Annotated in this window: 20 protein-coding genes; 12 read left to right on the top strand and 8 right to left on the bottom strand. The window is 71.1% G+C overall.

From position 1 onward, the window contains the following. Positions 1–70: 70 nt before the first annotated feature. Positions 71–1192, bottom strand: coding sequence for a hypothetical protein (locus tag ABZT17_RS15280; protein ID WP_356348553.1), 1122 nt, complete (start codon positions 1190–1192; stop codon positions 71–73). 56 nt (positions 1193–1248) lie between these two features. Beyond that, positions 1249–2103 (bottom strand): LysR family transcriptional regulator, encoded by an 855-nt coding sequence (locus ABZT17_RS15275; protein WP_356348550.1) that lies wholly within the window; start codon positions 2101–2103, stop codon positions 1249–1251. A 344-nt stretch (positions 2104–2447) separates the two neighbouring features. Between ABZT17_RS15275 and ABZT17_RS15270 the strand changes: the two genes are divergently transcribed. The 9 genes from ABZT17_RS15270 to ABZT17_RS15230 are packed head-to-tail and all read left to right on the top strand — an operon-like array spanning position 2448 to position 11230. Then, positions 2448–3155: a lysophospholipase gene (locus ABZT17_RS15270; protein ID WP_356348548.1), complete on the top strand. Its 708-nt coding sequence runs from the start codon at positions 2448–2450 to the stop codon at positions 3153–3155. Next, on the top strand, positions 3152–3994 hold the full coding sequence (locus ABZT17_RS15265) for a sulfurtransferase (protein ID WP_356348546.1): 843 nt from the start codon (positions 3152–3154) through the stop codon (positions 3992–3994). The genes ABZT17_RS15270 and ABZT17_RS15265 overlap by 4 nt, the downstream gene beginning before the upstream one ends. A 26-nt stretch (positions 3995–4020) precedes the next feature. Beyond that, complete coding sequence (locus tag ABZT17_RS15260) at positions 4021–4899, top strand: ABC transporter permease (protein ID WP_356348543.1); 879 nt, start codon at positions 4021–4023, stop codon at positions 4897–4899. A 2-nt stretch (positions 4900–4901) separates the two neighbouring features. Next, positions 4902–5618 (top strand): ABC transporter ATP-binding protein, encoded by a 717-nt coding sequence (locus ABZT17_RS15255; RefSeq protein WP_356348540.1) that lies wholly within the window; start codon positions 4902–4904, stop codon positions 5616–5618. After that, the gene (locus ABZT17_RS15250; protein WP_356348538.1) at positions 5615–6583 is read left to right on the top strand and encodes an ABC transporter substrate-binding protein; all 969 of its coding nucleotides are present in this window, start codon (positions 5615–5617) and stop codon (positions 6581–6583) included. Before ABZT17_RS15255 ends, ABZT17_RS15250 begins: the two co-directional genes overlap by 4 nt. Before the next feature lie 17 nt (positions 6584–6600). Further along, positions 6601–7701: an LLM class flavin-dependent oxidoreductase gene (locus ABZT17_RS15245; RefSeq protein ID WP_356348535.1), complete on the top strand. Its 1101-nt coding sequence runs from the start codon at positions 6601–6603 to the stop codon at positions 7699–7701. A gap of 45 nt (positions 7702–7746) precedes the next feature. Beyond that, positions 7747–8748: an ABC transporter substrate-binding protein gene (locus ABZT17_RS15240; protein WP_356348532.1), complete on the top strand. Its 1002-nt coding sequence runs from the start codon at positions 7747–7749 to the stop codon at positions 8746–8748. Then, complete coding sequence (locus ABZT17_RS15235; protein ID WP_356348530.1) at positions 8745–9866, top strand: acyl-CoA dehydrogenase family protein; 1122 nt, start codon at positions 8745–8747, stop codon at positions 9864–9866. Before ABZT17_RS15240 ends, ABZT17_RS15235 begins: the two co-directional genes overlap by 4 nt. Then, positions 9863–11230, top strand: coding sequence for an FAD-linked oxidase C-terminal domain-containing protein (locus ABZT17_RS15230; protein WP_356348527.1), 1368 nt, complete (start codon positions 9863–9865; stop codon positions 11228–11230). Before ABZT17_RS15235 ends, ABZT17_RS15230 begins: the two co-directional genes overlap by 4 nt. Positions 11231–11275: 45 nt before the next feature. Here ABZT17_RS15230 and ABZT17_RS15225 read toward each other — a convergent pair whose 3' ends face one another. The 6 genes from ABZT17_RS15225 to gndA form a co-directional block, all read right to left on the bottom strand. Next, the gene (locus ABZT17_RS15225) at positions 11276–11677 is read right to left on the bottom strand and encodes an SseB family protein (protein ID WP_356348525.1); all 402 of its coding nucleotides are present in this window, start codon (positions 11675–11677) and stop codon (positions 11276–11278) included. Between the two features lie 170 nt (positions 11678–11847). Then, positions 11848–12549 carry a peptidase E gene (locus ABZT17_RS15220; protein WP_356348522.1) on the bottom strand — a complete coding sequence of 234 codons (702 nt, stop codon included), beginning with the start codon at positions 12547–12549 and terminating at the stop codon, positions 11848–11850. Continuing rightward, complete coding sequence (locus ABZT17_RS15215) at positions 12546–13094, bottom strand: isochorismatase family protein (RefSeq protein ID WP_356348519.1); 549 nt, start codon at positions 13092–13094, stop codon at positions 12546–12548. Before ABZT17_RS15215 ends, ABZT17_RS15220 begins: the two co-directional genes overlap by 4 nt. Then, positions 13091–14581 carry a cytosine permease gene (locus tag ABZT17_RS15210; protein WP_356348517.1) on the bottom strand — a complete coding sequence of 497 codons (1491 nt, stop codon included), beginning with the start codon at positions 14579–14581 and terminating at the stop codon, positions 13091–13093. The genes ABZT17_RS15215 and ABZT17_RS15210 overlap by 4 nt, the downstream gene beginning before the upstream one ends. Positions 14582–14709: 128 nt before the next feature. After that, positions 14710–15192 carry a hypothetical protein gene (locus ABZT17_RS15205; RefSeq protein ID WP_356348514.1) on the bottom strand — a complete coding sequence of 161 codons (483 nt, stop codon included), beginning with the start codon at positions 15190–15192 and terminating at the stop codon, positions 14710–14712. 233 nt (positions 15193–15425) lie between these two features. Continuing rightward, positions 15426–16865 (bottom strand): NADP-dependent phosphogluconate dehydrogenase, encoded by a 1440-nt coding sequence (gene gndA, locus ABZT17_RS15200; RefSeq protein ID WP_356348511.1) that lies wholly within the window; start codon positions 16863–16865, stop codon positions 15426–15428. Positions 16866–17042: 177 nt separating this feature from the next. Here gndA and ABZT17_RS15195 point away from each other — a divergent pair, with 177 nt between their 5' ends. From ABZT17_RS15195 to ABZT17_RS15185, 3 genes are all read left to right on the top strand, one after another. Beyond that, positions 17043–18500, top strand: a complete 1458-nt coding sequence (locus ABZT17_RS15195) for a glyceraldehyde-3-phosphate dehydrogenase (RefSeq protein ID WP_356348509.1) — start codon at positions 17043–17045, stop codon at positions 18498–18500. Positions 18501–18604: 104 nt separating this feature from the next. Continuing rightward, entirely contained in the window at positions 18605–20056 is a 1452-nt protein-coding gene (locus tag ABZT17_RS15190) for a cytosine permease (RefSeq protein WP_356348506.1), read from the top strand. A gap of 174 nt (positions 20057–20230) precedes the next feature. Beyond that, on the top strand, positions 20231–21757 hold the full coding sequence (locus ABZT17_RS15185; RefSeq protein WP_356348504.1) for an acyl-CoA carboxylase subunit beta: 1527 nt from the start codon (positions 20231–20233) through the stop codon (positions 21755–21757). Positions 21758–21772: the final 15 nt, after the last annotated feature.

Raw genomic sequence — 21772 nt, 5'->3', positions numbered from 1 at the left:
GGACCGGCCGCCCACACACACCGGGATCCGCTCACGGCCGACCGCCGCAACCGACCCGGCCCCGGTCGGATCAGCCCGCCGACCCCGGCGCTCGGGGCGGCTCGGTGCGGTCCTCGTTCGGTCTGCGGTCCGCCGGTCTGCGCGGTGGGATCGGTGCCGAGGCGAAGTCGCGGGGACCGGTCCACAGGGCGGGTACCGCGTCGCAGCGGCGGCACAGGTCGTAGGCGATCGCCTCGTAGTTGACGCGCCAGCCGTGGAAGTGGGGCCAGGCCTCGGCGGTGGGGCGTTCGGCGCGGAAGCCCGTGGCCTCCAGCATGTCGACCGCGGCCTCGAAATCGGCGTACACGAGCCGGATGGGGGCCTCCGGGGCGGGGTCGGGGTCGAAGGGGACGCGCAGGGCACGCGCGATGTCGCGCAGCGCCGTGAACCCTGCCCGCAGCACCAGCCGTGCCTGGGGCGGGGCGGTGCGCGGGGTCAGCGCGAGCTGAAGGGCCGCCGCGTCCATGACGGCGATCAGGCCGACCAGCCAGTGGCGGTACGGGCGGGGCGAGCGGAAGGCCACCAGGACGGGGTACGTGGAGTGGCTCTCCCCGACGTCGGAGGCCAGCCGCTCCCAGTTCGCGTACAGCTCGGGCAGCGCGGTCTCGGTGTCGACGAGCCACTGCCGGGCCAGGATCTCCGGGCCCCACGCGGGTTCGCCGGCCCGTGACTGGAGCAGGGTGACCTCCAGCTCACGACGGTTGTAGGCGGCGTAGAGCGTGGGCAGATAGGCGATCTGCAGGGCGATGAGGACGGGTCCGGTGGACGCGGCCATGAAGTCGAGCGCGGACAGGCGCAGTCGGTCGCCGCTGGCGAAGCCGAGGGTGAAGAGGCTGGAGCCGGCCTCCCGGAAGGCATTGCCCCAGGCCAGCCCGGACACGGCGTGGAAGAGCAGCCCGAAGCCGACCAGCGCTCCACCGAGCCAGGTCGTGAGCATGCCGATGAGGATCAGCGGAGCGAGCCAGGTCTGCGCACGGTCGATGGCGTCGTAGCCCCCGCGCGGCGCCGCCAGCCGCAACAGGCGCCGCAGCAGCCACCACAGCCGGAACACCAGTACCGAGTACAGACCTCGCGGCACCACCAGGGTGCGCAGGACGTTGACGCCCAGAACGACCAGCAGCAGCCCGCCGGCCAGCCCGGAGATCCATGTCATGCCGCCATTGTGGACCGGGCGGGCGCGGAGTGATCGGCTCGGGGCGCGCCACGAGCTCACTCCTCGCGCAACAGCTCCCGTACGGCCGCGAAGGCCGCCTCCGCCGTCGCCGGGTCCGCACCCGGGCGGGCCAGGGCGCTCATGGGGATGGGGGTGACCGAGGGCAGGCCGTCGTAGGGCGTGAGGCCGTCCGGGGCGGGGCCGACCGCGGCGAGCAGGGCGACGCCTTGGCCGGTGCGGGCGATGTCGAGGACGCCCGCGAGATAGCCGGCGTCACCGACGACCGCGGCGGGCACTCCGTGTGCGGCGAGGGTGGCGATGGCGCGCCGGCGGATGGCGCAGGGGTCCTCGATGGCGACCAGCGGGACGGGCGCGGGCGCGGGCGGCCGCTGCCAGCCAGGCACGGCGTGCCAGGTGAGGGGGAGGCCGCCGACCCGGGTGCCCTCGGTGGCCGCGGCCTCGGTGACGTAGACGGCGACATCCACGCTGCCCCGCTCGACCGCCTCCACCAGCCGCGCGGAGCGGTCGATGCGGAAACGAACCCGGCAGCCGGGCCGTACCTGCTCCACGGCGGCGGTCAGCCGGGGCAGGAACTGGTCGGCCGCGTGCTCGGTGGTGCCGACGGTGACGGTGTCGCCGTCCGCTTCGAGCAGGGCGCGCACGGCCTCGTCGTGCACGGCGAGGATGCGCCGGGCCTGCTCCAGCAGCAACCTGCCCTCCGGGGTGAACCGGGTACGCCTGCCCTCGCGTTCGACGACCGGACGCCCCAGGGTCTTCTCCAGCTTGCGGACATGCTGGCTGACCGCCGACTGGCTGAGCGAGAGCACCTGCGCGGCGCGGTGGAAGCCGCCGCAGTCGGCTATCGCGGTCAGGCTGCGCAGGGCGACGATGTCGAGGACGGGTCGGACCATGCCGCGACACTAGCCGCTGACGTCGATCGATTGCGATCCCTGATCGGTTTCGATGCGGAATCATCGTTGGACGCGGTCGGTGAGGCCCGGTCATGATGGGCGCATGTTGCACGCGACCGCTTCCGCTGCCCTTCTGACGCAGCGCCGAGTCATCGACTTCGGCGTGGCGTGCAGCGCGCGCTGTCGCTGACTTCCCTCCGGCCGTCCGCCGCTTTCTGAGCTGATCACGCCCTTCGCCGTTCCGCGCTGACACGTGACAGCCCGTCCCGTCTGCTCTTTTCGGCTGCCTGCCTGCGTCCGTTTCGCCTCATGTGCCACCTGCCCTGAACCGGAGTTGCCCCCTCATGTCCGCATCCTTCTCCTGGGACGAACCCGAAGGTCTCGCCACACGCGGCACGTTGATCGTGCTGGCGGGGCGTGGTGAACACGGTGGTGTGTACGAGCGGTTCGGCCGCCGGCTCGCCTTCGACGCCTACCGGGTGCGCGCCCTCGGCGACGCCTCGGCCGACCCCTCGTTGCTCGACGAGGCCGCCAAGCTGCTGGCCGACGAGTCGCTGCCCGGCCCGAAGGTGCTGGTCGGCTCCGACACCGGCGCCCTGTACGCCGCCCATCTCGCCGCCGAGCAGACCGCGGGCGTGGATGCGCTGATCCTGGCAGGACTGCCCACCGCCCCCTGGACGTCGGGAAGTTGGGAGGAAGAGGTCGAGGCCCGCACCGCCTGCCCCACTCATCGGAGCCGCCTCACCCATGACCCGGAGTTCCGGCGGGGAGCTCTGGACATCATCCCGGACCTCCCCGAGCCCCGGCTCGACGAGGTCCGCGTGCCGGTACTGGCCCTGCACGGCAAGGACGACGCGGTGAGCCCGGTCGAGAACGCCTTCCGCGCGTACGAGGGCCACCCGACCGTCCGGACCGTGACCTTCCACAACGGTCGGCACGACGTCCTCAACGACGCCCTGCACCGTACGGCCGCCGCCACGGTCGTGCTGTTCCTGGAGCGGCTGCGGCTGTCGGCCGACCTGCCCACGATCGCCGAGGGAGATCTCGCATGAGCGTCACCGTCTCCGTCGCCGAACTCCGTCAGCGGCTCGCTTCCGACACGCCTCCGCTCGTCCTGGACGTGCGCTGGGCCCTGGGCGACCCGCACGGCCGCGATCACTACGCCGACGGCCACATCCCGGGCGCGGTCTTCGTCGACCTGGACCGTGAGTTGGCGGCGCCGCCGTCCCCCGAGGGCGGCCGGCATCCGCTGCCGGACATCGCAGAGTTGCAGACCTCGGCCCGGAGGTGGGGCCTGCGCGAGGGCCAACCGGTCGTCGTGCACGACGACTTGGGCAACACCGCAGCCGCACGGGCCTGGTGGCTGCTGCGATACGCCGGTGTGGCTCATGTCAGCCTGCTTGACGGGGCCTTGGGGGCCTGGCGATCGGCCGGGCTGCCGCTGGAGTCCGGTGTCCCGGTCGAGCCCCGGCCCGGGGACGTCGTCCTGCGTGCGGGCGGTCTGCCTGTCACCGATGCCGACGGTGCCGCCGAACTCGCCTTCAGTGGGCTGCTGTTGGACGCACGAGCGGCCGAGCGCTACCGAGGCGAGGCGGAGCCGGTGGACCCACGGGCAGGACACATCCCGGGCGCTGTGTCCGCGCCCACCGGGGAGAATCTCGCGGGCGACGGGACCTTCCTGCCCGCCGACGAACTGCGCAAGCGATTCGAGGAGAAGGGCGCGACCGACTCCACCCGGATCGGCGTCTACTGCGGCTCGGGCGTCACCGCCGCCCATCAGATCGCGGCGCTGGAGATCGCCGGGTTCGAGGCGGTCCTCTTCCCCGGTTCCTGGTCCGCCTGGTCCGCCGACCCCGACCGCCCGGCCGCGACCGGTCCGTCGCCCTCCTGACTCCTGATCTCCCGAAGGAACCCGCCATGACGACGAACCCACTCACCGCGGGGGTGCTGTCGAAACAGGACCTCCCCGAGGCGCCCGAGCCGTCCGCCCGCGTCACCATCCGCGGCACCGCCAGGACCGGCCGCCGCTTCAGCGTCCCCCGTTCCGTCCGCCGATCGGCAGGCCCGGTCGGCCTGGTACTGCTGTGGTTCCTGACGTCGGCCACCGGAGTGCTCCCCGAGTCCGTGCTGGCCTCCCCCGTGGACGTCGTACGCCAGGCCGTCGAGCTGACGAAGAACGGTGAACTGCCCAGCGCCATCGCCGCATCGGGCCGCCGCGCCGCCATCGGTTTCGCGATCGGCGCGAGCGTCGCCCTGAGCCTGTCCCTCCTCGCCGGTCTGTTCCGGCTCGGCGAGGACGTCATCGACTCCTCGATGGGCATGTTCAGGGCGATCCCCTGGGTGGGCCTCATCCCGCTGTTCATCGTCTGGTTCGGCATCGAGGAGACCCCGAAGATCGCGCTGGTCGCACTCGGGGTGACCTACCCGCTGTACTTCAACATCTACGGCGGCATCCGCTCCACGGACGCCCAACTCGTCGAGGCGGCACGGATGATGGGCCTCGGTCGGCTCGGGCTGATCACGTACGTGATCCTGCCGAGCGCGCTGCCCGGTGCTCTGGTGGGGCTGCGGTACGCGCTGTCGACGGCCTGGCTGGCGCTTGTCTTCGCCGAGCAGGTGAACGCCGACCAGGGCCTGGGCTATCTGATGAGCAACGCCCAGCAGTACTTCCGCACGGACGTCATCGTGCTCTGTCTCGTCGTGTACGCACTGCTGGGCCTGGCCTGCGACTTCGCCGTCCGGATCTTGTCACGGCGCCTGCTGACCTGGCGGGCCAACTTCGAGGGCGAGGCCTAGAGATGCCCAACAGTGTGGAGATCAGGGGCCTTTCGCGGGCCTTCGACGGCAACACCGTTTTGCACGACCTCGATCTCGACATCCGCGAGGGCGAGTTCGTCGCCCTCCTCGGGCACAGCGGCTGCGGCAAGTCGACGCTGTTGAGGATCCTCGCCGGGCTCGACGACGAGATCGGCGGCGAGGTGACCGTACCGGCGCGGCGCAGTGCCGCCTTCCAGTCGCCGCGGCTGCTGCCCTGGCTGAAGGTGTGGCGCAATGTCGTCCTCGGTCTGCCCGGACGGCCCGACAGGGCCCTCGCGGTCAAGGCGCTCGACGAGGTCGGCATCGCGGACCGGGCCACGGTCTGGCCCAAGACCCTCTCCGGCGGCCAGGCGCAGCGCGTCTCGCTCGCCCGCGCTTTGGTGCGCGAGCCCGAACTGCTGCTGTTGGACGAGCCGTTCGGTGCGCTGGACGCGCTGACCCGCGGCAAGGTGCAGCAACTGGTCGCCGAGCTGTGGCGGCTGCACGGCTGCGCGATCCTCCTGGTCACCCATGACGTGGAGGAGGCGTTGCTGCTCGCCGACCGAGTCCTGGTGATGGACGCGGGACGTATCGCGCATGAGCTGACCGTCGAACTGCCGCGCCCCCGCGATCTGACCGCCCCCGAGTTCGTGATCCTGCGAGCCCGCCTCCTGAACTGGCTCGGCGTGACCCATGCCCTGGAAGGGACCCCCTCGTGATCCGCACCATCGCCGCCGCCACGTTGAGCCTCTCCGCCGTGGTGGCACTCACCGCCTGCGGCGCGGACTCCTCGGCGGACGCCTCCTCGTCGCGGCAGGTCACTCTGACCATCGGCGACCAGGCCAAGACCCTGCAGACGATCGTCGCCGCCTCCGATGCCCTCAAGGGCGCCAAGTACCGGGTGAAGTGGGCCGAGTTCCAAGGCGCGGCCCCGCTCTACCAGGCCGTGCAGGCGGGCGCCGCCGACACCGGGTTCTCGGCCGACCTGCCGGCACTGCAGGCGCTCAGCGGCGGGGTGAGGATCAAGAACATCGCCGCGTTGAAGAACGACGGCACCCATGTCGGGATCGTCGTCCGCAAGGACTCCGGAATCGACGGTGTCAAGGACCTCAAGGGCCAGAAGGTCGTGGTGTCCTCGGCCAAGGGCAGCGTCTCGGAGTATCTGCTGGCCAACGTGCTCAAGCGGAACGGCCTCAGCTACAAGGACGTCAAGGTCCAGTACCTGCTGCCGACGGACGCGCAAGCAGCCTTCGCGTCCGGAAAGATCAAGATCTGGGCGACCTTCGGCGTCTACCAGGCCGTGGGCCTGGAGCAGGGTGGCAGGCTCCTCGTCGACGGCGGCGACGGCCGCGTCAGCGGCATCGGTTACGTCAACGCCTCCGAGAAGGCCCTCGCCGACTCCTCGAAGAAGACGGCCCTCTCCGACTTCCTGCAGCGCCTCGGAACGGCCCTGAAGTGGACCAGCACCCACAAGGACGCCTACGCCAAGGCCATCGAGGAGCGCAACGGCGCCGACGCCACCGTCGCCAAGACCCTCGCCTCGGCCGCGTACGGCGAGGTCCTGCCCATCACAGCGGAGGTGAACAAGACCGTGCAGGGCGTGGCCGACCTCAGGAACAGCATCGGCGTGCTCGACCCGAACGTCGACGTGGCCAAGTCCTCCGACACGTCCCTTCTCAAGTAGTCACGTAGGAGCCCTTCATGCCTGTCGAGTTCATCAGCGCCGTCCACACCGACGCCGGGGCCTCGGGCCCGGCCGCGTCCAGCCGGACCGGTCTCGACGTCCGCCATCTGCGCAAGTACGCCCGTGCCCTGGACGACGGCGGCTTCGACCACACCCTGGTCGCCTACCACTCCGCCTCGCCGGACGCCTTCCAGATCGCCCAGTTCGTCGCCACCCACACCGAGCGGGTCCGCCCCATCCTCGCCCACCGCCCGGGCGTCGTCTTCCCCACGCACGCGGCCCGCGCGCTGGCCACCCTCGACCAGATCAGCGACGGCCGGCTGACCCTGCACATCATCTCCGGCGGCAGCGACGATGAGCAGCGCCGCGAGGGCGACTACCTCAACAAGACCGAACGGTACGAGCGTTCGGACGAGTACATCCAGATCCTGAGGAAGGTGTGGCAGGCCGACGGGCCCGTCTCCCACGAGGGCAAGTACTTCAAGTTCGAGGGCTACCACTCCGATGTGAAGCCGGTGAACGGGCTGGTCCCGATCTCGGTGGGCGGCTCCTCGCAGGACGCCTACCGGGTCGGCGGACAGCAGGGCGACATCTTCGGGCTGTGGGGCGAGCCGCTGAAGGAGACCGCCGAGCAGATCGCCGCGGTGAACGCGGTCGCGGATGCCGCCGGGCGCCCGCACCCCCGTATCTGGGTGTCCTTCCGCCCGATCATCGCACCCACCGACGAACTGGCCTGGGAAAAGGCCCACCGCACCCTCGGCGTGCTCAAGGACCAGGCGAGGAACACCGAGTTGCTGCGCCACTACCGCACCACCGGCCGCCCCGCCAACGTCGGCTCCCAGCGCCTTCTCGACATCGCCGACCGGGGCGAGGTCCACGACCGCTGCCTGTGGACCGCGCCCGCGGTCGCCACCAACGCCGCCGGCGCCTCGACCGCCCTGGTCGGCTCCCCCGAGACGGTCGCCAAGGCGCTGCTCGACTACGTGGACATCGGCTGCGACCTGCTCTCCATCCGCGGCTACGACCCGCTCAACGACGCGATCGACTACGCCCGTCACATCCTGCCGCTGGTCCGCCAGGAACTCGCCCACCGCGCGGCGACCTCCCGGGCCGCCTGACCCCCACGCCCCCCGTCGGATTGAGAACACCCTTATGGAGATCCCGTGTTGTTCCGCCGCACCCTGCGCTCGTCCGCCGCCGCCCTCGCCCTGCTGCTGCCCTTCGCGGCCGCCTGCGCAGGCAACGCCAAGGCCGACTCCGCGTCCGGCTCCGTCACCCTCGAAGTCGGTGCCACCGGCTGGAAGGTCGAAGAGGCGGTGCTGAAGTTCGCCCACCTCGACGACACCCCGTACAAGGTGAAATGGAGCGTGTTCCAGGGCGGTGACCAGCAGCTCCAGGCCATTCGCGCCGGAGCCCTGGACGTCGCCTCCTCCAGCGAGATCCCGCCCCTCTTCGCGGCGGCCGACGGCAGGCCGAACTTCAAGGTCGTCGCCGTCCAGCGCGGCTCGACGCTCAACCAGGAGGTCGTCGTCCCCAAAGGCTCCAAGGTGACCGACATCGCCGGGCTGAAGGGCAAGAAGGTCGGCTACGTCCAGAACACCACCGCCCACTACTTCCTCTACGAGCTGCTCAAGCAGGCAGGCCTGAAGTGGTCCGACGTGGACGCCAAGCCGCTCCTGCCCAACGACGGCCTGGCCGCCCTCAACGGCGGCAGTATCGACGCCTTCGCCTCCTACGGCACCTCGATCGTCACCGCCCACCAGCAGGGCGCCCGCACTGTCGGCTCGGGCGCGGACATCCTGTCCGGCAACTTCCTCTGGTCGGCCCGGGACAGCGTGCTGAGGAGCCCGGCGCAGAAGGCGGCGGTCGCCGACCTGATCGCCCGGATCACCAAGGCGTACGCGTACGTCCGTGACGGACGTGAAGCCGCCTTCGCCAAGGTGATCTCGGCCAACACGCACCAGCCGGTCGCCCAGGCCCAGAGCGACCTGGTCGCGCAGCAGAGGCAACGGCCCACCCAGGCCCGCACGGTGGGCGACGACACGATCGCCTCCCAGCAGAAGGTCGCCGACGCCTTCAGCGAACTCGGCGCCCTCAAGGAGCACTTGGACGTGAAGTCGTTCTGGACCACCGCGCTCGACACCGACCTGAAGAAGGCCCTGTGACCGATCGGAGTGTCATCGCCCGCATCGCCGAACTGGCCCCCGTCCACGACCGATCCGGCACCTTCCCGGCCGATTCGCTCCAGATCGCGCATGAGGCCGGACTCCTCACCGCCACAATCGGGAAGCGGTACGGCGGCCAGGGCGCCGGCGTCGAGCAGAGCGCCCGCATCCTGCACTCGCTGGGCCGGGGCGACCCGTCGGTGGCGCTGATCGCGGCGATGACGCTCACCACACACGCCCGGCAGGCCGTGCAGCCGCACTGGCCCGAAGAGCTGTACGCGCGCGTGGCGAAGGAGTCGCTGGAGCGGCCCGTTCTCGTCAACCACGCTCGCGTGGAACCCGAGTTGGGCTCCCCCGCCCGGGGCGGGTTGCCCGCGACGCGCGCCCGGCGGACCGCCGACGGCTGGACGATCAGCGGCACCAAACGGTTCGTGACGGGGGCGGACGGGCTGGACTGGTTCCTGGTGTGGGCGACCACCGACGAGACGGAGCCGCGGGTGGGCACCTTCCTGGTGCCCGGTGGCTCGCCCGGCATCGACGTCACCGGTCACTGGGACCAGATGGGGCTACGGGCCAGCGGCAGCCACGACGTGACGTTCCGCGAGGTCGAGGTCCCCTACGAGCACGTCATCGGGATCGGACCGTACGGACCGGCCGCCGAACAGGACAACCGGGCGGGAGCCGCTCTCCATCTCCCCCTCGCTGCCCTCTACCTGGGCGTCGCCCGGGCCGCACAGGCCTTCTTCCACACCTTCGCCCACGAACGGGTGCCCGCCAACCTCGGTCATCCGGTAGCCCGCACGGAACGCTTCCGGCGGACGGCCGGGGAGATCGAGGTGCTGCTGGCCACCGCCGAGCAGCTGGTGTTCGACGGCGCGGCGAAGCTCGACGCCGACGACACCTCGTACACCCCCGAACAGGCCCTCGGCACCCGTGTGTTGGCGGACCGGCACGGTGTACGCGCGGTCGAGCTGACCGTGCGGCTGCTCGGCAATCCGGGGCTGGCCCGGGGCAACCCGCTGGAGCGGCACTTCCGGGACATCCAGTGCGCGCCCGTGCACGCGCCACAGGAGGACATCTCCCTGCTCGCGATCGGAACGAAGGCCCTGAACCCATGACAGCCGCGCCGGAAACGACCGTCTCCGCGCAGTTCCTGGGCCTGCTGGCCCGCGATCTGCCGCCCGACCGGCTGACCACCGACCCGGCCGCGCTGGCCGCGCACGCCACCGACCGCTCGGGCACCCCGCCGGGCGGCGAGCCCCTCGCCCTCGTCCGCGCCCGGCGCACCGAGGACGTGACCGTCACGCTCCGGCACGCGAACGCGTTGGGCATACCGGTGGTCCCGCGCGGCGCGGGCACCGGGCTGTCGGGCGGGGCGACGGCGAGCGAGGGCACGCTCGTGCTGGACCTGTCCGGGATGAACCGCATCCTCGAACTCTCGGCGGAAGATCAGCTCGCCGTCGTCGAACCGGGCGTGATCACCGCCGAGTTGGACCGGGCGGCCGGCACGCACGGACTGCGCTACGCGCCGGACCCGGCCAGTGCGGCGATGTCCACGATCGGCGGGAACATCGCGACCAACGCGGGCGGATTGCGGTGCGCGAAGTACGGGGTGACGCGGGACAGCGTGCTGGGTCTGGAGGCGGTCCTCGCCGACGGCACGGTGATCACGACCGGTCGTCGTACCGTCAAGGGCGTCACCGGCTACGACCTCACCGCGCTGCTCACCGGCTCCGAGGGCACCCTCGCCGTGATCACCTCGGCAACCTTGCGGCTGCGGCCGACACCGGTGGCGACGGCGACCCTCGCGGCCTGGTTCGACTCGTTCGAGAGCGCGGCCGAGGCGTCGTACGCCATCGCCCGGGCCGGAGTCGTCCCTGCGTTGGCCGAACTCGTCGACGGGCCGGTGCTGCACGCGATCGATCCGGCGCTGCGGGAGCGGGGCGCCGCGCTGCTGGTGGTGCAGTGCGACGGGGCGGGTGCCGCGGCCGAGGCGACGGCGGTCGCGCGGGTGCTGGCCCCGCTGGCCTCGGCGGTGGAGAGCACGCAGGACCCTGTGGAGGCCGAGGCCTTGCTGGCCGCGCGCCGGCTCGCGCTGGAGCTGCTGGGCCGACCACTGATCGAGGACATCGCCGTGCCGCGCTCCAGACTCGCGGAGGCCGTGCGGGAGATCCAGGGAATCTCCGCGCGCCACGGTGTGCCCGTCTTCACCGTCGCGCACGCGGCGGACGGCAATCTGCACCCGATCATCGTGGTCGACCGGTCCCTGGACCGGCTGCCCGACGCGGCCTGGGAAGCGGCCGGTGAGATCTTCGCGCTGGCACTGCGGCTCGGTGGCACGCTCACCGGCGAGCACGGCGTGGGGGTGCTGAAGCGGCAGTGGGTGGCCGACGAACTGGGGCCCTCGGCACACGCGTTGCAGCGGCGGCTCAAGGACGTGTTCGACCCCAGGGGCATCCTCAACCCCGGAAAGAGCCTCTGAACGCGGGGTACGCCCTCGCGGGCCCTGAGGGGAGGCCCGTGCGCCCTAGGGTCGGGCCAGCAGGCTCCGGACGCCCTCGGAGGTGAGCGTCAGCGGGTGCTCGGAGCCGGCGTCGATGGTGAGCGACAGGTCGTCGGCCGGCCACTGCGAGGCGAGCGCGCCCAGCGGCACGAGACGGTAGCGGGAGACGAACGGCAGCAGCTCGGCCAGCTCGCCCTCCGAGGTGAACACGGGCACCACCGGGTCGCCGCCCGGCTGCTCCAGCACGGGCAGGGCGACGGCGCCCGGATCGGCGGCGTCGTCCTGGTTCGCGTCGTCGGGCACCGGGACGAGCACCTCGCTGCCGGCGAGCGTGTCGAGGGCCGCCGTGTCGTCGGTGTTCAAGGCCAGCGCGTCCAGCGCCTGCCGGGCCGGTGTGGTGGTGGGGTCGTGGGCAGGTGTGTCCATGGCAGATTCCCTGGTAGCGGCGGTCGTACGGTCCACCCGGGACAAGATCGCCCCGAGCACGGTCCTGCTCGCGTACCCGGTCCCGCGCGGCCCATTCCTGCGAACGCGCGTGAATCCGTCGCACGCCGTCCAGTGGATCAGGGGCAGACCGGGGCGGTCGCCGCCGGCCCTCAGTGCAGCGGCCGGCACTCCAGTGCCAGCTCTTCGACGTCGCCCTGCTCCTTGCGCTCCACCTGGTAGACGCCCGCGCCCGGCTTGCGGGTCACCGTCTCCGTCAGCACGCCGTCCGTGAACAGCGCCGCGGCCCCGTCGTCCAGGGCCCATCCGCCGGCCAGTGATCCGTCGGCGACCGCCGCCCGGTACGAGGGCCGGCGGCCCGGTTCGCTGTCGTAGTGGGGGCAGACGGAACCGGGCAGCAGGCCCAGCCCGTCCTGGAGGTGGGTCAGCGGGCCGAAGGAGTCCGTGTGCGAACCCCGCGCCCAGCAGTTGGCGCCGGCGCTGATACCGCAGAGCAGGGTGCCGCGGTCGTAGGCCTCGCTCAGCAGGCGGTCGACGCCGTGCACCCGCCATACGGCCAGCATGTTCGCCGTGTTGCCGCCGCCGACGTACACGACGTCCTGCGCGAGCAGGTACGCGCGCAGGGCCTCGTCGTCCAACTTCCTCTGGAACAGGGGCAGTACGGAGGGATCGCAGTCGTGGCGCGGCGCGAACGCCTCGAAGAACCTGTCGACATAGGTGACCGCGTCTCCGCTGGCGGTGGGCAGGAAGCAGACCCGTGCTCGAGGGACGCGGGCATGGCTCAGCAGCCAGGCGTCCAGCAGGCCGTCTTCGTCGTTGCTGAAGCCTCCGCCGAGGAGGGCGACTCGCTTCATCCGGACTCGCTCAGCAACTCGGCGACGGTGGTGACCCGGACGAGGGGGCGGTAGAGGGCCATGATCCCCAGTGCCTTGGTGTGTGAGTCGTCGTCCGCGCCCGCGCAGGCGTCGGCCGCGACCACCACCTCCACGCCGGCGTCGGCGGCGGCGAGCGCGGTGGACAGGACACAGCAGTCGGTGCTGACGCCGGCCAGGGTCAGACGGCGCTCGGGGCCGAGCAGTCGGGCGAGTCGCGGGGTCCACTTGCCGAAGGTGGTGGCTTCCACGACATGCCGTGCCCGGGCGGCGAAGCCGTCGGTCAGGTCCCACAGCCGGTCGTCCGGCGGGCGGAGGGCGAACGGCCACTGCTCGTAGTAGGAGCGCCAGGCGCCCTCCGGTGCGGCGGGGGCCAGGAAGCGGGTGAAGGCGACCCGTTCGCCGTAGGCCGGCAGCAGACGTCGTACCCCTGCCGCCGCCTCGGCGTAACGGGGGGCCGCCCAGGGGCTGTCGGGCTCCGCGAAGACACGCTGCATGTCGATGACGGCGAGCAGCCCGGACGTCATACGACCGCCCCTTCGCCCGCCGGGCTCGGCGCCTGCGCCTCCTGGTCGCGGACCCGGGCGCGGCCGAGCGCGAGGGTGCCGAGGAAGCCGAGTGCGAGGGCGGCGAGGACACCCAGGTTGGCGTAGGCCCACGCGCCGGACTTGCCGCCGAGGCCGAAGGGTTCCAGCAGGTAGCCCTGCCAAGTGAGCCAGTCGGCCGCCGAGTTGGTGACCAGGCCCCAGCCGAGCGCGGTGGCGCCGAGGGTGAGCAGGAGCGGGACCGGGAGGACGTCGCCGTAGCGGCCGGCGGGGCGGTAGAGGTCGCCCTCGTCGTAGTCGCGGCGGCGCAGCAGGAGGTCGGCGAGCATGATGCCGCACCAGGCGGCGATGGGGACGCCCAGGGTGGTGAGGAAGCCCATGAACTGGCCGAGGAAGTCGTCGGCGAAGAAGACGATGTAGACGGAGCCCGCGATCATCAGGACGCCGTCCACGAACGCGGCCACGTAGCGGGGGACGCGGAGGCCCGCCGACAGCAGGGCGAGGCCGGAGGAGTAGATGTCGAGGACCGCGCCGCCGACCAGGCCGAGGACGGCGACGACCGCGAACGGGACGAGGAACCAGGTGGGCAGCAGGGTCGTGAGCGCGCCGATGGGGTCGGCGGCGACGGCCGTGTCGAGCTTGCTCGACGAGCCGGCCAGGAGCAGGCCGAAGACCAGCAGGAGCAGCGGGGCCACGGAGGCGCCGAAGGTGGTCCAGCCGATCACGCCTCGGCCGGACGAACCGCGGGGCAGATAACGGGAGTAGTCCGCGGCGGCGTTGACCCAGCCGAGGCCGAAGCCGGTCATCATGAACACCAGCGCGCCGATGAACTGCTGCACGGAGCCGGACGGGATCGCGCTGACGGTGCTCCAGTGGATGTGGTCGGCGACGAGGGCGACGTAGACGACGGTCAGCACGCCCGTGACCACGGTGATCACGGTCTGCAGCCGCATGATCAGGTCGAAGCCCATCACACCGCCGACGACGGTCAGCGCACCGACCACGACGAGCGCGACCACCTTGGTCCCGGTGCCGCCGCCCCAGCCGAGCCGTTCGAAGACGGTGGCGGTGGCCATGGTGGCGAGGGCGCACAGGACGGTCTCCCAGCCGACGGTGAGGACCCACGAGATCACCGAGGGCAGACGGTTGCCGCGCACCCCGTACGCGGCCCGGCTCAGGACCATCGTCGGCGCGGAGCCGCGTTTGCCGGCGACCGCGATGAAGCCGCAGAGCAGGAAGGAGAAGACGATGCCGAGGACGCCTGAGACCAGTGCCTGCCAGAAGGAGATCCCGAAGCCGAGCGCGAAGGAGCCGTAGCTCAGTCCGAGGACCGAGACATTGGCCCCGAACCACGGCCAGAACAGGGTTCGGGGGGCGCCCTTGCGCTCGGCGTCGGCGATCACGTCGAGCCCGTGCGTCTCCACCTGGAGCTGCCGGGCCGTCGCTCTGTCGTCCGGGGTGTCTGCCATCGTCGACCTGCCTGTCCGGGGGTGTCTGCTGGAGGCTAGGTGGGGCCCGGTCGGGCGTCAATGATCACGGGTGGACGGGCGGGAGCGCGGCGCCTGTCGGAGGCACCGGGCCCATCGGAGGTGGTCTCCTAGCGGGCCCAGAACGGCAGCGGTGGGCAGACGTCGGCGCAGGTGTAGCCGCCGGGCATGAGCAGGCCGGCGTCGTCCTCGTTGTTGTCGCCGCCGGCGAAGTAGACCTCGGGGACCCAGCCCCAGCGGCCGTCGTCGGCCATGGTGCTGCCCCACCAGTAGTTCTCCGCGGCGCCCTTCCGGAAGGTCTCACCCTTCATCTCGGTGACGAACCAGTTGGCGTCGCCGCCCTGTTCCAGGTGTCCGACGACGGGTGCGGCCGGTGAGCGCGTGGCGTACACCGGGACATGGCCCTGGGTGAGATTGCAGAACATCACGTCCGTCCCGCGCCACACGCGCCCGGAGAGCGGATCGGCCAGGTCCCTCTTGGTGGTGCCGTGACAGGGCACGTTGTCGGTCGCCCGAGCGGCGGGAGCGGTCAGCACCGCCACAGCGGCGAGCGCCGCGGCGGCCGTGGCGAGTCCGCGCTTGATATGGATCATGCAAACGGCAACGAGCGGTTCGAACTCATGGTCACGGCCGGTGGGGGGATCGTCGGGTTTCCGGGCGGGCAGGGACCCCGGGGCGGGGGATGCGTACGACGGGCCGCGGCGAGGGACGTCTCCCGGTCCGGTCGGCCCCCGGACCCGACCGGACACCGGCATCAGCTCGACCCCCGTCCCGCGAACCCGACCGCACCCCGACTCCCCGTCCCCCGGTCAGCCCGCGGCGTCGGTCACGCGGGGGTTTCCGTGCGGTCGGTGGTTCCCCAGAGGGTGTGGAAGGCGCCGGGACGGTCGGTGCGGGCGTAGGTGTGGGCGCCGAAGTAGTCGCGCTGGCCCTGGAGGAGCGCGGCGGGCAGGCGGTCGGCGCGCAGGGTGTCGTAGTGCGCGAGCGCGGCGGAGAAGGCCGGCACGGGGATGCCGCGCCGGGCGGCCGAGGCGACGGTCTCCCGCCACGGCACCTGCGCGTCCGTGATCTCCATCGCGAACTCCATCTCTCCGAGCAGGCTGACGAGGTCACGGTCGAAGGCGTAGGCGGCGCGGATGCGGTCGAGGAAGGAGGCGCGGATGATGCAGCCGCCGCGCCAGATCCGGGCGACCGTGCCGAGGTCGATCTTCCAGCCGTACTCGGCGGCCGCGTCCTGGATCATCTTCCAGCCCTGGTCGTAGGCGATGACCTTCGACGCGTACAGGGCGTGCTCGACCTGGGAGGTGAAGCGCTCGGCCTCCGTGCGGCTGAGCGGGGGCCGGGTGCCGCCGGGGAGACCGGCGTACGCGGCGCGCAGTTCGTTCTGGCCGGAGGCGGCGCGCGCGAAGGTGGCCTGGGCGATGGCGGTGACCGGGGAGGCCAGGTCCAGGGCGGTCTGCACGGTCCAGCGCCCGGTGCCCTTCTGGCCGGCCGCGTCGGCCACGATGTCGACGAACGGGGCGCCGGTCTCCGCGTCGGTGTGGGCCAGCACCTCGGCGGTGATCTCGACCAGGTACGAGCCCAGCCGCCCCTCGTTCCAGCGTCGGAAGACGTCCGCGATCTCGGCCGGGGTGTAACCGGCGACCTGGCGCAGCAGGTCATAGGCCTCGGCGATGAGCTGCATGTCGGCGTACTCGATGCCGTTGTGGACCATCTTCACGAAGTGCCCGGCGCCGTCGCTGCCGATGTGCGCGGCGCAGGGCTCCCCGTCGACCTGCGCGCTGATCTTCTCGAACATCGGGCCGAGGACGTCGTACGACTCCGCCGAGCCGCCGACCATGATCGACGGTCCCTCCAGGGCGCCCTCCTCGCCGCCGGAGACGCCGGTGCCGACGAAGTGGATGCCGCGCTCGCGCAGGGCGGCCTCGCGGCGGCGGGTGTCGGCGTAGTGGGCGTTGCCGCCGTCGATGATCATGTCGCCGGGCTCCAGGAGCGGCGCGAACTCGTCGATGACGGCGTCGGTGGCGGGACCCGCCTGCACCATGATCATCAGGCGGCGGGGGCGCTCCAGGGCCGCCACGAACTCCTCGGGCGACTCGGCGGGGACGAACGAGCCCTCGTCGCCGTACACCTCGATGAGCGCGCGCGTGCGGCTCGCGGAGCGGTTGTGGACCGCGACGGTGTAGCCGTTCCGGGCGAAGTTGCGCGCCAGGTTGCGGCCCATCACGCCCAGGCCGGTCACGCCGATGGCTGCGGTTGCGTTCATGGTGTTTCGTCCCTCGGTCGGTCGAGTGGCGGGGCGGGCGTGCCCCATGACCGTCAGGTACGGACGGGCGGCCGGATCGTCTCGATTCCCGGCGGGACGCCTGTGACGAACCCCGCTCAAACGATCGATCAACCTGGGTTTAACATATGAGCGCTGCCTAGCTCGAAAGATGGATCTGTGACTGCTGTCAACGACGACTCGTTCACCAACTGGAAGACCCGCGAGGAGATCGCGGAGTCGATGATCCCGATCATCGGGAAGCTGCACCGCGAGCGGGACGTGACGGTCCTGCTGCACAGCCGCTCCCTGGTGAACAAGTCGGTGGTCAGCATCCTCAAGACCCACCGGTTCGCCCGGCAGATCGCCGGCGAGGAGCTCTCGGTCACCGAGACCATGCCGTTCCTGCGGGCACTGACCGCCCTCGACCTCGGTCCCTCCCAGATCGACATCGGCATGCTCGCCGCGACCTACAAGGGCGACGACCGCGGGCTGACCGTCGAGGCCTTCACCGCCGAGGCCGTCGCGGGTGCCACGGGCGCCAACAAGATCGAGCGCGGCGAGGGCCGGGACGTGGTCCTGTACGGCTTCGGGCGCATCGGCCGTCTGGTGGCCCGGCTGCTGATCGAGAAGTCGGGCTCCGGCAACGGCCTCAGGCTGCGGGCGATCGTCGTGCGCGGCGGTGGCGGCCGGGCCCCCGAGGATCTCGTGAAGCGGGCCTCGCTGCTGCGCCGGGACTCGATCCACGGCCAGTTCCAGGGCACCATCACCGTGGACGAGGACAGCTCCACGATCTTCGCCAACGGCAACGCGATCAAGGTGATCTACGCCGACGACCCGTCCGAGGTCGACTACACGGCGTACGGCATCAGCAACGCGATCCTGATCGACAACACCGGCAAGTGGCGCGACCGCCAGGGCCTGTCCGAGCATCTGCGCCCCGGCATCGACAAGGTGGTGCTGACCGCGCCGGGCAAGGGCGACGTCCCGAACATCGTGCACGGCGTCAACCACGACACGATCAAGCCGGACGAGCAGATCCTGTCCTGCGCCTCCTGCACCACCAACGCGATCGTGCCGCCGCTGAAGGCGATGGACGACGAGTACGGCGTGCTGCGCGGCCATGTGGAGACGGTCCACTCGTTCACCAATGACCAGAACCTGCTGGACAACTACCACAAGGCCGACCGCCGGGGCCGTTCCGCGCCACTGAACATGGTCATCACCGAGACCGGTGCCGCCTCCGCCGTCGCCAAGGCACTGCCCGACCTCAAGGCGCGGATCACCGGCAGCTCGATCCGGGTGCCGGTGCCGGATGTCTCGATCGCGATCCTCAACCTCCAGCTCGCGCGCGAGACGGACCGCGAGGAGGTCCTGGACTACCTGCGCGAGGTCTCCCTGACCTCGCCGCTGCGCCGCCAGATCGACTTCACCACCGCCCCCGACGCGGTCTCCAGCGACTTCATCGGCTCACGGCACGCGTCGATCGTCGACGCGGGCGCCACCAAGGTGGAGGGCGACAACGCCATCCTCTACCTCTGGTACGACAACGAGTTCGGCTACTCGTGCCAGGTGATCCGGGTCGTCCAGCACGTCTCCGGCGTGGAGTACCCGACGTTCCCGAGCCCAGCGGTCTGACCAGGGGGAACCTGTCTGGTCAAGGGTCGGCAATATGACCTTTGGCCAGACAATTCCAGGGAATGAATCCGGCCACAGGGGTGGAGCGACACTCTGGAGGTGCCGTGACGACATCATCGCAACCGCGGGTGCAGGGCCTGGAGGTCCGCTCCATCGACTATGTGCCCCTGGACGAGCGCCACGGCAAACTGTGGCACCTCGGCCCGCTGTGGTTCATGTCGAACGCCCAGATCGCCACCCTCGCCGTCGGCCTGATCAGCATCACCGAGGGCGGCAACCTCATCTGGTCGCTGATCGCGATCGTCGCGGGTACCGTCCTCGGCACCTTCTTCATGGCCTTCCACTCGGCCCAGGGCCCCCAGCTGGGCCTGCCGCAGATGATCCAGTCGCGGCCCCAGTTCGGCTACGTCGGCGCGCTGCTGGTGTGGCTGTTCGCCTACGTCCAGTACGCGGGCTTCAACGTCTTCAACACCATCCTGGCCGGCGAGGCCATGCACACCACCGTGCACGGCGGCGTCAAGCTGTGGGTGGTCGTGGTCACCGTACTCGCCCTGGTGATCGCACTGGTCGGCTACGACGTCATCCACCGGGCCGAGCAGTTCCTGACGTACACCTTCCTGGTCGTCTTCGGCGTCTTCACCATCGGGGTCCTGGCCACGCTGCACTACCCGGCGGGCTCCTTCGACCTCGGCGCCTTCAAGGCGACGCCGTTCCTGGCGCAGTTCGGTGTGGTCGCCGGCTACCAGATCAGCTGGGCGATCTACGTCTCCGACTACTCCCGCTACCTCCCGCCGGGCGTCACGGTCCGCAAGACCTTCTACTGGACCTACTTCGGCTCCGCGCTCGGCGGTATCTGGCTGATGGTCCTCGGCGCGCTGCTCGCCGCCTGGGCGGGCAAGGACTTCGACACCATCAAGTCGATCAACGCGGCCGGCGACAAGGTGTTCACCGGGTTCGGCGCCATCGTGCTGCTGTTCGCCGCGCTCGGCCTGGTGTCGGTCACCGCGCTCAACATGTACGGCGGCTCACTGACACTGATCAGCGCGATCGACTCGTTCAAACGGGTGCGCCCGACGCTCGGCGTCCGTCTGGTCACCATCGGGCTCACCGCGGCGCTCTCCCTGGTCGGCGCGCTCGCCGCGACCTCCAACTTCCTCGAGAACTTCAACAATTTCCTGCTGCTGGTCCTCTATCTCTTCATCCCGTGGACCGCGGTGAACCTCATGGACTACTACGTCGTGCGCCGCGGTCACTACGCCATCGCGGAGATCTTCAACCCCCGTGGCCTGTACGGCCGTTGGGGCTGGCACGGCATCATCGCGTATCTGGTCGGGTTCGCCGTCATGATCCCGTTCTTCTCCGTCGGCACCCTCTACACCGGCCCCGTGGCCGACGCCCTCGACGGCGCCGACATCTCCCTCTTCATCGGTCTGCCGGTCTCCGCGGCCCTCTACTGGTGGCTGACCCGCTCGATCGACGTGGAGGCCGAGCAGCGCATCGCCGAGGAGGAGGCCGCGGCACTGGAGCAGGCGGCGCACGAACACCGGGAGCCGTGAGGCGCCTCCTTGTCACAGCCTGACTAACACCGACTCCCCAGGACTCAACTCCCGCAAAGAGAACGCCGTACCACTCATTCCGCCGCTCAACCACTGCCATATTCGAAAGCCATTTCGGAGGTGGTCGTGACGCGAGAGGCGACAACATCCCGTCCCGAGGAGACGGCTGGGCAGGTGCCCGACCGTACCGCCGAGCGCCTGGCCGGGCTGGAGCACCGTCGGGCGCGTGCCGTGGCTCCGGGCGGCGCGAGACGACGCGGACAGTTCGGGGCACGGGAGCGGATCGAACGGCTGCTGGACACCGGCTCGTTCACCGAGACCGGGCTGTTCGTGCGGGCCCGGCCCGCCGGGGACGGCGCCGCCCGCCCGTACGGGGACGGGGTGATCACCGGACACGGCACCGTCGACGGCCGTCCGGTCTGTGTCTTCGCCCAGGACTCCACGGTCTTCGGCGGCAGCATGGGCGAGGCCTTCGGCGAGAAGACGGTCGCCCTGATGGACCTCGCGCTGAAGATCGGCTGCCCGGTCGTCGGGCTCAACGACGGCGGCGGGGCCCGCATCCAGGAGGGCGTCGCCTCGCTCGCCCTCTACGCCGAGCTGGTGCGCCGCAATGTCCGCGCGTCCGGGGTGATCCCGCAGCTCTCGGTCATCCTGGGCCCCTGCGCGGGCGGCGCCGCCTACTCCCCCGCCGTCACCGACCTCACCGTCATGGTCGACGGCGCCGCGCACATGTTCGTCACCGGGCCCGACGTCATCGAGGCGGTCACCGGCGAGCGCACCACCGCCGAGGACCTGGGCGGCGCCCGCACCAGCAACGCCCTCAACGGCAACGCGCACTTCCTCGCCGCCGACGAGGAGGACGCCCTGGACACCGTACGGGACCTGCTGTCGTATCTGCCCGCCAACAACCTCGAACGGCCCCCGGAGTACGCCCCCGCGCCCGCGCGCGACGGCGCGTGGCTGGACGAGGCCGTGCCGGACCGGCTTGGGCAGGCCTACGACATGCGGGAGATCCTGCACACGGTCGTGGACGACGGTGAACTCCTCCAGATCCAGGAGCTGTTCGCGCCGAACATCATCTGCGCGCTGGCCCGCGTCGAGGGCCGCTCGGTGGGGATCGTGGCCAACCAGCCCCTGCACGCGGCCGGTGTGCTGGACATCGACGCCTCCGAGAAGGCCGCGCGTTTCGTACGGTTCTGCGACGCGTTCGGCATTCCGCTGCTGACCTTCGCCGATGTGCCGGGCTATCTGTCCGGCGTCCGCCAGGAGCAGGCCGGGATCATCCGGCGGGGCGCCAAGCTGCTGTACGCGTATGCCGAGGCGAGCGTCCCCAAGGTCACCGTCGTGGTGCGCAAGGCCTACGGCGGCGGATACGCGGTCATGGGCTCCAAACACCTGGGCGCCGACGTCAACCTCGCCTGGCCCACGGCCCGTATCGCCGTGATGGGCGCCGAGGGCGCGGTGGGCATCCTGCACCGGCGTGAACTCGCCGCCGCCGCCGACCCCCAGGCGCTGCGCGCCCGGCTGGTCGCCGCGTACGAGAGCACCCACGGCACCCCGTACCTCGCCGCCGAGCGCGGTTACATCGACGCCGTCATCGCCCCGCGCGAGACCCGCGAGCAGGTCTGCCGCGCGCTGCGGACGCTGCGCGGCAAACGTGCCCCGATGCCGGAGCGCCGGCACGGCAACATCCCCCTCTGACCCGCCCCGACGCTC

Origin of the sequence: Streptomyces sp. NPDC005648, assembly GCF_040605395.1 — a bacterium.
In the GTDB taxonomy this organism is placed as follows: Bacteria; Actinomycetota; Actinomycetes; order Streptomycetales; family Streptomycetaceae; genus Streptomyces.
This window is presented reverse-complemented; position numbering and strand designations above follow the sequence as displayed.

Coding starts and splice junctions, on each gene's coding strand:
- ABZT17_RS15255 (WP_356348540.1), top strand. CDS start 4,902: ATGCCCAACAGTGTGGAGATCAGGGGCCTTTCGCGGGCCTTCGACGGC.
- ABZT17_RS15215 (WP_356348519.1), bottom strand. CDS start 13,094: ATGACGTCCGGGCTGCTCGCCGTCATCGACATGCAGCGTGTCTTCGCG.
- ABZT17_RS15220 (WP_356348522.1), bottom strand. CDS start 12,549: ATGAAGCGAGTCGCCCTCCTCGGCGGAGGCTTCAGCAACGACGAAGAC.
- ABZT17_RS15210 (WP_356348517.1), bottom strand. CDS start 14,581: ATGGCAGACACCCCGGACGACAGAGCGACGGCCCGGCAGCTCCAGGTG.
- ABZT17_RS15205 (WP_356348514.1), bottom strand. CDS start 15,192: ATGATCCATATCAAGCGCGGACTCGCCACGGCCGCCGCGGCGCTCGCC.
- ABZT17_RS15280 (WP_356348553.1), bottom strand. CDS start 1,192: ATGACATGGATCTCCGGGCTGGCCGGCGGGCTGCTGCTGGTCGTTCTG.
- ABZT17_RS15245 (WP_356348535.1), top strand. CDS start 6,601: ATGCCTGTCGAGTTCATCAGCGCCGTCCACACCGACGCCGGGGCCTCG.
- ABZT17_RS15265 (WP_356348546.1), top strand. CDS start 3,152: ATGAGCGTCACCGTCTCCGTCGCCGAACTCCGTCAGCGGCTCGCTTCC.
- ABZT17_RS15225 (WP_356348525.1), bottom strand. CDS start 11,677: ATGGACACACCTGCCCACGACCCCACCACCACACCGGCCCGGCAGGCG.
- ABZT17_RS15260 (WP_356348543.1), top strand. CDS start 4,021: ATGACGACGAACCCACTCACCGCGGGGGTGCTGTCGAAACAGGACCTC.
- gndA (WP_356348511.1), bottom strand. CDS start 16,865: ATGAACGCAACCGCAGCCATCGGCGTGACCGGCCTGGGCGTGATGGGC.
- ABZT17_RS15270 (WP_356348548.1), top strand. CDS start 2,448: ATGTCCGCATCCTTCTCCTGGGACGAACCCGAAGGTCTCGCCACACGC.
- ABZT17_RS15275 (WP_356348550.1), bottom strand. CDS start 2,103: ATGGTCCGACCCGTCCTCGACATCGTCGCCCTGCGCAGCCTGACCGCG.
- ABZT17_RS15230 (WP_356348527.1), top strand. CDS start 9,863: ATGACAGCCGCGCCGGAAACGACCGTCTCCGCGCAGTTCCTGGGCCTG.